Raw genomic sequence first — 9,407 nt, 5'->3', positions numbered from 1 at the left:
TCCATGGACAGGCGTGACGTTCTGCCGGTCATCCCGATGCGGAAATCACGCAAGATGCGCGTCGGGGTCAACCGCTCCCTCTACCGGCTACGCAATCTGGTTGAACGGTGCTTCAACAAGCTGAAGAACGCCCGCCGCGTCGCCACGCGCTACGACAAAACTGCGGAGAGCTTCCTGGGCTTCATCGACATCACGTCGATACGCCTTTGGGTGCGCCATTTGTCAACATGACCTAGCTTCCTCGACATCGAAGTGCTTTCTCGCATGTCACAACATTGAAGAGCTACCAACGAGACACTCACGACTTATCCGCCGGGCATTGCGCTAAAGTCTAGGCATTTCCCATCAGAGCGTCGGCTCCTCTTCGACCGCCCTTCGCTTTAAGACGTCTTCGATTGTCATGTCGGGCTCCAGCCCCAGCTCCACACGCGCCTGCTGGATGATCTCGACCTCCTGGACCACGGCCAGTTCGCGTGGAGCGAACAGCGCCTCCAGGATCTGGCAGATGAGCTCGATGATCAACTCGAGCAGCGACTTAGCCGGAGCCAAATTGTCTTCGACAACTTTGGGCAAGGGTGTGGGCTTCCGGCCGTCCTGCACCCAGACGAGCTGCCGCGGCTCGTCTGGGCGAAGCGGTTCCCAGCGGCTCTGACGGCGCTCGAACAACCGCAAGCCCAACGCCAGCGCCTCTTGGTACCGCGCTTTCACCGCATCGACCCGAGCGCCTTCAGCCTGCACCTGCGCGCACAGCACCGTGACCTGTGTCCTCTCCGCCTCTGCCTGACTGGAGAGCTCGACAACCTCCTGCTTCATCTCGCGCACACGCGTTCGGAGGCTGTCGAACTCTGCCTTCTTCTCCGCGATTGCCGCCAGCGCCTTGGTGTTCACATCCTCTTGCGCTTCCACCAGCGCGTCGATCTGCGCCTGCTTGGCCGAGACTTCACTCTGCTTTTCCACCAACGCGCCCTGCAACTCGGCCATTTGACGCTCTGCGACTCTCTCGGCCTTCTGCATCGCGACATTCCGACGGCGCGCGTCCTTAATTGCGCGCTTGCGACATTTGCGAATTGTCTTCTCGGCATCCGGGCGAGCGCCCACCGTCACCGCTTCGGCAGCCGCACTTGCCTCTGCAATTATCCGGTTTGCCGTGGCCTTCCCCTTGACGATCTGCTCTGAGCGCCACGCCGAAGGCGTCACGTGGCGGCGTGGCGGCGGAACGACCTCCTGTTTGCGCCGTGCCTCCCTGCGCGCTTCGGCCCGCCGCTCACCGCGGCAGATTCCGAGATCGGTGAAGGCCATCCCCGCAAGATCCTGTGCATGCTCGTAGTTCGCGAGCAGCGGGTTGGCTGATGGCTGCAGCACAATCTGGCGCCCGCGGTTGGCACTGTGCTTCTCGTGCCAGACCGCGACGACGAAATGAAGATGGTAGGCCTCCTCGTCTTCGTGCGCGACAACATACAGCAGCTGGTCACCAAGGAAGTGCTCTTTCAGAAACTCGAGCGCACGCTGTTTGAAGGCCTCGACCTTTTTCGCCTCCCACTCCAGTCGACCGACACCACCGAAGAAGGATTTGTGAACTGTCAGGATGCCTTCGCGCATGGGTCCCTCCTTGCTCGGCCTCCAGGGATCGGAAGACCCCTCCAGAAGAATTTCCTTCGCTGCCTTGATCCGGTGTTTCGCAAGCTGTGCGCGGATCTCTTCGCGGTGGTTGGCATGGCGAACAAGGTGGATGCGCTGCTTCACCTTTGCATGCCAATCTGGGCGTCCACGCAGAACGCGATTTTCCCAAGTGGCCTCGAGATCGACATGCGAGAGATCGCCGCCGCTCCTGCCGTCATGCAAGACGAACCTGTGCATCAGGTCAGGCGCCATTCCCTTGAAGCGCAGCACGATGGGGTAAGCCGCGGTGACCTGCTCTCCGGGGGACGGAACGGGCTTGGCAATCTCTGTATTTGCGGGCATTCTGAACCTCGATGATCTCTTGACCTCTCGAATCTCCAGGATCCCGGCGAAAATTCCGACACAAACTTATGCGGATTTTCAACGAACTTACTCACTAGGTATATTGCAGCCCCGGGGTGCCCCCGTATCTTCAACATACCCGTTCGCGAGGGGGATACCCCCTTCGATCCCGTCCTCGTCCGCCTGTCTCCGGCTTCGCCCTCCCCATGCTTCCTGCGGCCAGCAGCCTGCTGGACCCGCCCTGACCGGGCTAGGATGTCATTTAGTTTTTCGGTTTTCCTAGGACGGTGTTAATCAGGCTGCCAATCACGCGTTTACTGCGAGCCGCTGGCGAACTGCTTCTGCAAACGTCACAGGTCGCTCTGACCATTCCCCTCGCCCATGTATCCGTTCTTCCGAAGATGCTCGGTGAGCAATTTCTCAATCAATGACGTTAGGGATCTCTGATCTGCTGCAGCCGCACGATCCGCAGCCTCTTTAAGGCTAGGCGAGATACGGAGGTTAATCTGAGAGGTCTTTTTCTCTCTCATTTTGTATATACATCCTCTTTACTTTCCAGATTCAAGTGTATATACATTACCTACACAATGCAAACGGCCCCCGCTGATGCTGGAACATCCACGAGGGCCTAACCATACCGATCTCGGCAAGGAGACCCACATGGCTAACACCATCGCTATCACGCGGCCCAGCGTGACGGAAGCATCGCGCGACGTGTTTTCGCACAGCATCATCTCGCGCAAGTTCACGCAGTTGAACATCGCGCTCGCCGCGTACATCGAGTTCGAACGCGATCTTGAGCATGCGGATTGTTTTGACCCCGCGTTCCTGTCCTGGACGACAGACGCCGAGGGCGCCCGGGCCGAGGTACTGAGCCTGTCGGGCCGTATCGCCGCCTTGCCTGTTCAACGCCGCGAAGATCTGCCTCTGAAGCGTTCGGCCATGCTCACGCGTGCGCTGGTCGAGAGCGCTACCGAGGTCGCCTTCACCGACCTGCACCGTCTGCTTGGCACCCATGCAGAGCTCTTCGCCTGCCTGGATGCCGGCGTGACCGCGACCCGAACGCGGCAGATGCTGAGGATCTGCCACGAACAGATCGACGCCATTGCCGAGCTTGGCGAGTTCAATGACCCGGTCGTGGCTTGGGCCGAGCCGAGTTCTGATGCCGAGCCAAGCGCGCTGATCGCGACCTGCGCGATCTGATCTCCCCGCCTTTCAGCTGACCAGCCGGCGCGCTCCACGCCGGGCGGGTCCCCCGTGTCTACTCACAGTTTACGCGTGTCGCCCACCGCGCCCTCACGGGCAGCGGGCTGGCCACGCTCTTTCCGGAGGTCTTCTCATGACCCAGTCTGACCATAACATCTCCCCGGCCGTGCCGCTTGCCGTAACGATTCCGATCCCTGCCCATTGGCAGCAGATGGCGCGCGACAAGGGGTTTCGGCTCACGCGCCGTGGTGCGGATCGGTATCAGATCATGCTCAAGTGCGACCGCTGCGGCAGGGAGCATCGCAGCAAGCGCAACGTGCTGATGGACCACGTCCCGCTTTGCCCGCATTGCGTCAAAGATCGCTGGCGGGAAGACGCCGCCACCGCGGGCCTCGAATGGCTGCGCCGTGACCCCGACCACCACCGGCACGGGTTCTACCGTGCGGGCTGTGGACACACCATCCGCCGGCAGTTCGGACGTGTCCGGCAGATCGCGCGCGGAGAACACGCACTGCGCTGCGAGACCTGCCAGCGGCAGAGGGAAGAGGCCGAAGCCTGCGCCGCAGGCTGGAAGCTGATCGGCCCCGCGGTCGACCGCGGCCCGAACTATCGCCTCTATCGCCACAGCTGTAGCCACGAACAGGAACTCGCACGGGCCAACATGCAATCCGAGCGGATCTCCTGCGGGCGCTGCGGCGTGGGCTGGGCGACCGCTCCGAGCTTTCTCTATTGCATGCGGTTCGGACTTCCGAACGCGCAGCAGATGGTCAAGCTCGGTTACTCAAACAACCCGCGGAGCCGGTTGCATCACCAGCTGATGTGCGGTCCCGAGATCGGCGGGGCCATCCTGCGGACGGTTGCGGTCAGCACCGGTCGCAAAGCCCAAAGCCTCGAGAAGCGCATGCACGGCGCCCTGAAGCGTGCGCATCCCAACGCGATCATCCCGCCTGCCAGGTACCGCGCGCATCTGCGCGTGAAGTCCGAGATCTACGATGCACGGCTCGAGCCCACGATCCTTGCCATGTTGAGCCAGCTCGGCACCGACCCCTCCGTCTGACCCTGCCCCTTCCTTCCCTCACCTTCCCCTTCTCACGGAAAGAACCGGCGTCAGCCGGCCCCCTTCCCCTTGTCATGGAGCACCGCGACATGCCGAAGTCCACTAGCGCCCCTTGGGGCCCCTATGCCCGCACGATCCTGCGCCGCCTCCGCACGGCGGAGGCCGACGACCGCTATGATCTCGACCTCGCAACAGAGGGCGACCAGATCGATCCGGCCGAGAGGCCGACCAACCAGAGCGCGGTTGCGCTCTTCGACGAGCTGGAGCACAGCCAGCGGCACGATTCCCGCGATCTTGAAGCGATGCGCGCGGCAGGCGTCGACGGCTGGACGCTTGACGAGACCGGCGCCGATACGCCCAAACGGTTCATCGAGCCGGGCAAGATCCTGACCGCGCTGCAGCTCGCAGCCACCTTCTGCACGGAGCCCGCATTCCTCGACACCCTCCATCGACGCAAGGTCACGGTGATCGACGGCATCGATCCGCAGCAGCTTGCCGGCACCGCGACCTCGATCGGCAGGCTGCATCTGCCCGAAGGCTGGTCCGCGCACATGCGCGCGCCGCGCGCTGCTCGGAGCGGAATCCTGCAACTGCTGCGTCCCGTCGATCCGTCGAGTCGCATCGTGCCCGAACAAGCCTACACCAAGCTCGAAACCGAAATCTTGGCGGCCATGAGGATGCCGCACCCGGTCATGATCCTGCTGCCCGCGGGTACCCGACTGCCCGCGCGGCTGCGCCGGGTCCTGCCAGCCACGATCCGTTTCGCCTGTCCGGACCGCGAGATCCTGCTCGCGCTTGTCGCCATGACGCACTCCGCCACAAACAAGATCGACCGCGAGCATATCCGCCCGCTTCTGCCGGGCGATGCGGCCTTGGCAGATATCGACAGGCTCAGCCTGTTCACGGCTCTGCGAGAGCCCGATGCCGCAGCAGTGGCGCGGGCGCTCGCAACGTTTCAAGCACCGGACGACACCGGCTCAGGTGACATGACGCTGGAGCAGATCGGCGGCGACAGCCCCGCGCATCAGGCCGCGGCTGCCATCGTCTCCGATCTCGGGGCCTGGCGGCGCGGCGACGCCCGATGGAGCGAGCTCTCTCACTCGATCCTGCTCTCGGGCCCACCGGGAACAGGTAAGAGTGTGCTGGCACGCGGCATTGCCGCCTCCGCTAGCGTAACGATCGTCGAGGCCTCTTTCGGCGGCTGGCAATCCATGGGCCACTTGGGCGACATGCTACGCGCCATGCGCCAGAGTTTCAGCGAGGCGCTGCGCAAGCGGCCAAGCGTGCTGTTCATTGATGAGACCGATGCCGCCGGATCCCGCGGCAGCACGGACCGGCACGCGGTCACATACCGAACCCAGGTCATCAATCAGTTCCTTGCCGAGATCGATCAGCTGCAACGCGCGGAAGGTGTCATCCTGGTGGGAGCCACCAATCATCCTCAGGATCTGGACCCCGCGATCCTGCGGCCGGGGAGGTTCGATCTGCATTGCAGCCTCAACCGCCCGACCAAGGCACAGATCAGGCACATGCTGGCCCGCGCGCTTCCGGATGCCCGAGAGGAACATCTGGATCAGCTGGTGCGCCGTTTCGCGGGCGAGACGCCTGCAGTGATCGATGCGGCCATCCGCGCCACAAGATTGGCGGCGCGGCGCTCAGGTCAACCGTTCGGGCCCGACCTACTGATGGCCTCGCGCCCAGAACCCGCGCCCGCTTTCGACCACCGGATCGCGATCCATGAATCCGGGCATGCAATCGCGGCAACCGTACTCGGCGCAGGACCAGTCCGCCGGATGCAGCTGTCATCGGACGGAGGTTCGACCTCCCGCGCCTCGGCCATTCGTGAGGGAACAGCACCCGAGTTCGAGAACGAGCTGACGATCATTCTCGCGGGACGGGCTGCCGAGCGCCTGTGCCTTGGCGCGATCAGCGCGGGCGCCGGCGGCAGCGTCGAAAGCGATCTTGCACAAGCCTCCGCGCTCCAGTTGCAGTTTGACCGGGAATTCGGACTTGGAATCAATGGCAACGGCTGGTTCGGCCCGGCGAACATGCAGCGCCTGACCGCGGACGAGATCCATCGCCTTCGCGCCAAACTCGACCAGTTCGAACGCCATGCCCGCAAACTTCTTGAACCGCATCGCAATCTGATGGAGCAACTGTCAGCACATCTCGTCGAGCAACGCGAACTTCAGGAGGCCGATCTTCATCCCTGGCTCTCCGGACTGCAGCCGGGGGACCTCACAGAGACAGGCCCGAACGGAGATCCCTCCGATTAGGAGCACGGACATGGGAGTGCGTCCGCCTTGGCGCGCTTCCCTGTTCCAGCAGCAATCACATCGCCCGGAGCCCCGTTTTGCCATAAAGGAATTTGCAAAGTCGCGACGATGGCGCGGGGCGCGCCCGCGCTTTGCACGAACACTATTCGCAAACTTCGCCTCCTACGGCCACCATCGCCAAGTGGCCTGCGCAACGACGGCGACAACGAGGTCCGGTGGCACAAAATCAAATCGCAAACATCGGGCAAAGGTCGCCCCATCCTACATCAAAGCTGCCCGTGCCTGCCGCATTACGGAGAACTCCCTTCAGGTAATATTTTGACCAACCGAACCCGCGCGCTGCCGAGGCGTCTCGTCTCGCCACCGCCCTGCCCCCGCATGTCTCGCCCCTGGGTTTTCCACATAATCCCGACCAAACGCCCCTCGGCACCCTCTCGTGGCAGGCGACCCTGCCCGTGCGCACGCGATATGATGATGACAACAGCCACCGGGACACATCCCGGACAGATCATCACCATTTTGCACCTCCCGCAGCACTTACCGGCGGGGGATCGGGAGAACTCGGCCAGTGGCACGGGAGCGGACAAGACACGCAGACCCAGAGGAGACGCCATCCGCGGCGGCGCCCCTGGAACCTACGTCGTCTCGTCCCGGCGTTTGCGTACCGCCGGAGCCGTTCCATCCCGCGCTGCGCCATCTCGTCCGTTTGCTCGCACAGCAGGCCGTGCGCGACGAGATCGCAGCCTCCGATCCAAAGGAGTAAGCCATGACACCAGATGCACCTGTCCGCGCCGCGATCTACGCGCGGTACTCGAGCGACCTGCAATCTGCCGCATCGATTACGGACCAGGTCCGCGTGTGCCGGTCGCTTTGCGCCGATCGCGGCTGGCGCGTGGTGGAAGTCTTCACCGATGAGGCCATGAGTGGCGCCTCGCACCTGCGGCCTGGCGTCCAGACGATGCAGCAGGCCGCGATGAACGGCCAGTTCGACATCATTGTCGCAGAGGCGCTCGACCGGCTGTCGCGCGATCAGGAGCATATCGCAGCCCTGCACAAGCGCATGAGCTTCCTCGATGTGTCGGTCGTGACCGAGGCCGAGGGCGAGATCAACGAGATGCACATCGGCCTCGGCGGCACGATGTCGGCCCTCTTTCTCAAGCAACTCGCCCAGAAGACACATCGCGGTCTGGAAGGCCGCGTCCGTGACGGGAAGTCGGCGGGCGGCATCAGCTATGGCTATCGCGCGGTGAGAGCACTTCGCACCGACGGCACGGTGACCACTGGGGAACGCGAGATCGTCGAGAACGAGGCCGCCACGGTTCGGCGCATCTTTGAGGGCTATGCCGCCGGATTGTCTGCCCGCGCGCTCGCCGCCTCGCTGACTGCGGAGGGCATCTGCAGCCCTGCGAACGGCAAAAATGCCGGGACCTGGGGTCCATCCACTATCTCTGGCAACTGGAAACGCGGAACCGGGATCCTCAACAACGAGGCCTACATCGGCCTCCTGGTCTGGAACCGGCAGCGGTTCGTCAAGGATCCCGCGACCGGCAAGCGGCAGGCGAGGCTGAACCCGCCAGAGAAGTGGGTGATCCGGGAGGTCGAGCATCTCCGGATCATCGACGACGATCTTTGGCAACGGGTGAAGGAGAGGCAGGGAGCGATCCGCGACGACATGAACCCCGCAGGGGTTCAGTACGGTGGACTTCGCCCCGAGCGGGCACGCCGCCCGACCTACCTGCTCTCAGGATTGATCAAATGCGGATGCTGCGGGCAACCTACACACTCATCAACAAGACCCGGTATGGGTGCTCGGCGGTGCGCAACAAGGGAACCGCCATCTGCACCAACCGAACCACCATCCGCCGCGAAGCAGTCGAAGAGCGGATCCTGGCCGGTCTTGGGGAACGCCTGCTCCACCCTGCCCTCCTCGGCACCTTCGTCGAGGAATACCGCACGGCCTGGAACGCGGCACAAGCCGACACGCAGGCCGCGCGCGCAAAGGCCGAGCGGGAGCTCGCCCAAGTCGAGAAGAAGATCGCCGGCCTCCTCTCAGCCATCGAGGATGGCATGTATCACCCCTCGATGAAGGAGAAGATGGCGGCGCTCGAGGATCGAAAGCGGAGCCTCGCGGCCCAGGTTGCGGAATCGCCAGAGCCGGCCGTCCTGCGGATGCACCCGAGCCTCGGCGATCTCTACCGCCAGAAGATCGGCAATCTGTTCAATGCCCTTTCAGACCCAGCAGTTCGGGTCCAGGCCGCCGAAGCGATGCGGGCCCTGATCTCCGATGTTCGCCGTTTCAGAGTTCGCGCAGCCTCTACATCATGGTGAGGGGTTTCGCCGCAGACAGGTCCCCTTGTCGGGAGACCTCGTCGAAGTACTGAATTTGTGAGATTTTGAACACATCAAAAGCGCCACAAGCTGTTTGTCTTGGGCGCTTTTGATGTATTAGTTGGTTGCGGGAGTAGGATTTGAACCTACGACCTTCAGGTTATGAGCCTGACGAGCTACCGGGCTGCTCCATCCCGCGCCAATGGTCGGACAAGGTATAGAGAGATATCTGTGCTTACTAGGTTTGGCGGTGACCTACTCTCCCACGTCTTGAGACGCAGTACCATTGGCGCGGTGGCACTTAACGGCCAGGTTCGGAATGGGGGCTGGGTGTATTGCTCACGCTATGACCACCAAACCAAGAAAGCTCAGAAGGACGCTGCATGTATTTTATTGCAGCGCCATCAATCAACTTGGGGCCAGTATTTGGCCTTTGTGTTGTCCAGGTCTCGTACACTGATTGTTGTGTATGCTTGTGACCGTACAGGTTGGTTTGTCTTGGTGACGAACCTTGCTGTTACTGGATCAAATCAAGCCTATCGGACCATTAGTACCGGTCAACTGAATGCATTGCTGCA

The 9,407-nt window shown here is 62.6% G+C and carries 9 protein-coding genes, 1 tRNA gene and 1 rRNA gene; 7 read left to right on the top strand and 4 right to left on the bottom strand.

The features are described from left to right. A partial coding sequence (locus GGQ68_RS23915) for a transposase (RefSeq protein ID WP_183970510.1) occupies positions 1-231 on the top strand: 231 nt, incomplete at its 5' end. Positions 232-345: 114 nt separating this feature from the next. On the opposite strand, the gene GGQ68_RS23910 is transcribed toward GGQ68_RS23915, so the two are convergent. Beyond that, positions 346-1,599: a plasmid recombination protein gene (locus tag GGQ68_RS23910; RefSeq protein ID WP_183970508.1), complete on the bottom strand. Its 1,254-nt coding sequence runs from the start codon at positions 1,597-1,599 to the stop codon at positions 346-348. A gap of 114 nt (positions 1,600-1,713) precedes the next feature. Between GGQ68_RS23910 and GGQ68_RS23905 the strand changes: the two genes are divergently transcribed. After that, on the top strand, positions 1,714-1,977 hold the full coding sequence (locus GGQ68_RS23905; RefSeq protein WP_183970506.1) for a hypothetical protein: 264 nt from the start codon (positions 1,714-1,716) through the stop codon (positions 1,975-1,977). Positions 1,978-2,312: 335 nt separating this feature from the next. Here GGQ68_RS23905 and GGQ68_RS24965 read toward each other — a convergent pair whose 3' ends face one another. Continuing rightward, positions 2,313-2,492 (bottom strand): toxin-antitoxin system HicB family antitoxin, encoded by a 180-nt coding sequence (locus tag GGQ68_RS24965; protein WP_130033033.1) that lies wholly within the window; start codon positions 2,490-2,492, stop codon positions 2,313-2,315. A gap of 130 nt (positions 2,493-2,622) precedes the next feature. Between GGQ68_RS24965 and GGQ68_RS23895 the strand changes: the two genes are divergently transcribed. The 5 genes from GGQ68_RS23895 (at position 2,623) to GGQ68_RS23875 (ending at position 8,829) form a co-directional block, all read left to right on the top strand. Beyond that, on the top strand, positions 2,623-3,165 hold the full coding sequence (locus tag GGQ68_RS23895) for a hypothetical protein (RefSeq protein WP_183970504.1): 543 nt from the start codon (positions 2,623-2,625) through the stop codon (positions 3,163-3,165). Positions 3,166-3,301: 136 nt separating this feature from the next. Continuing rightward, on the top strand, positions 3,302-4,225 hold the full coding sequence (locus tag GGQ68_RS23890) for a GIY-YIG nuclease family protein (protein ID WP_183970502.1): 924 nt from the start codon (positions 3,302-3,304) through the stop codon (positions 4,223-4,225). Positions 4,226-4,299: 74 nt separating this feature from the next. Beyond that, positions 4,300-6,501, top strand: coding sequence for an AAA family ATPase (locus GGQ68_RS23885; protein WP_183970500.1), 2,202 nt, complete (start codon positions 4,300-4,302; stop codon positions 6,499-6,501). Positions 6,502-7,267: 766 nt separating this feature from the next. Then, positions 7,268-8,587, top strand: coding sequence for a recombinase family protein (locus GGQ68_RS23880; RefSeq protein WP_183970498.1), 1,320 nt, complete (start codon positions 7,268-7,270; stop codon positions 8,585-8,587). Further along, the gene (locus GGQ68_RS23875; RefSeq protein WP_183970496.1) at positions 8,569-8,829 is read left to right on the top strand and encodes a hypothetical protein; all 261 of its coding nucleotides are present in this window, start codon (positions 8,569-8,571) and stop codon (positions 8,827-8,829) included. Before GGQ68_RS23880 ends, GGQ68_RS23875 begins: the two co-directional genes overlap by 19 nt. Before the next feature lie 122 nt (positions 8,830-8,951). On the opposite strand, the gene GGQ68_RS23870 is transcribed toward GGQ68_RS23875, so the two are convergent. Continuing rightward, positions 8,952-9,028 (bottom strand) — tRNA-Met (locus tag GGQ68_RS23870). A gap of 43 nt (positions 9,029-9,071) precedes the next feature. Beyond that, positions 9,072-9,187, bottom strand: a 5S ribosomal RNA gene (gene rrf / locus GGQ68_RS23865). Positions 9,188-9,407 lie beyond the last annotated feature (220 nt).

This window comes from Sagittula marina (assembly GCF_014196795.1).
Classification (GTDB): Bacteria; Pseudomonadota; Alphaproteobacteria; order Rhodobacterales; family Rhodobacteraceae; genus Sagittula; species Sagittula marina.
This window is presented reverse-complemented; position numbering and strand designations above follow the sequence as displayed.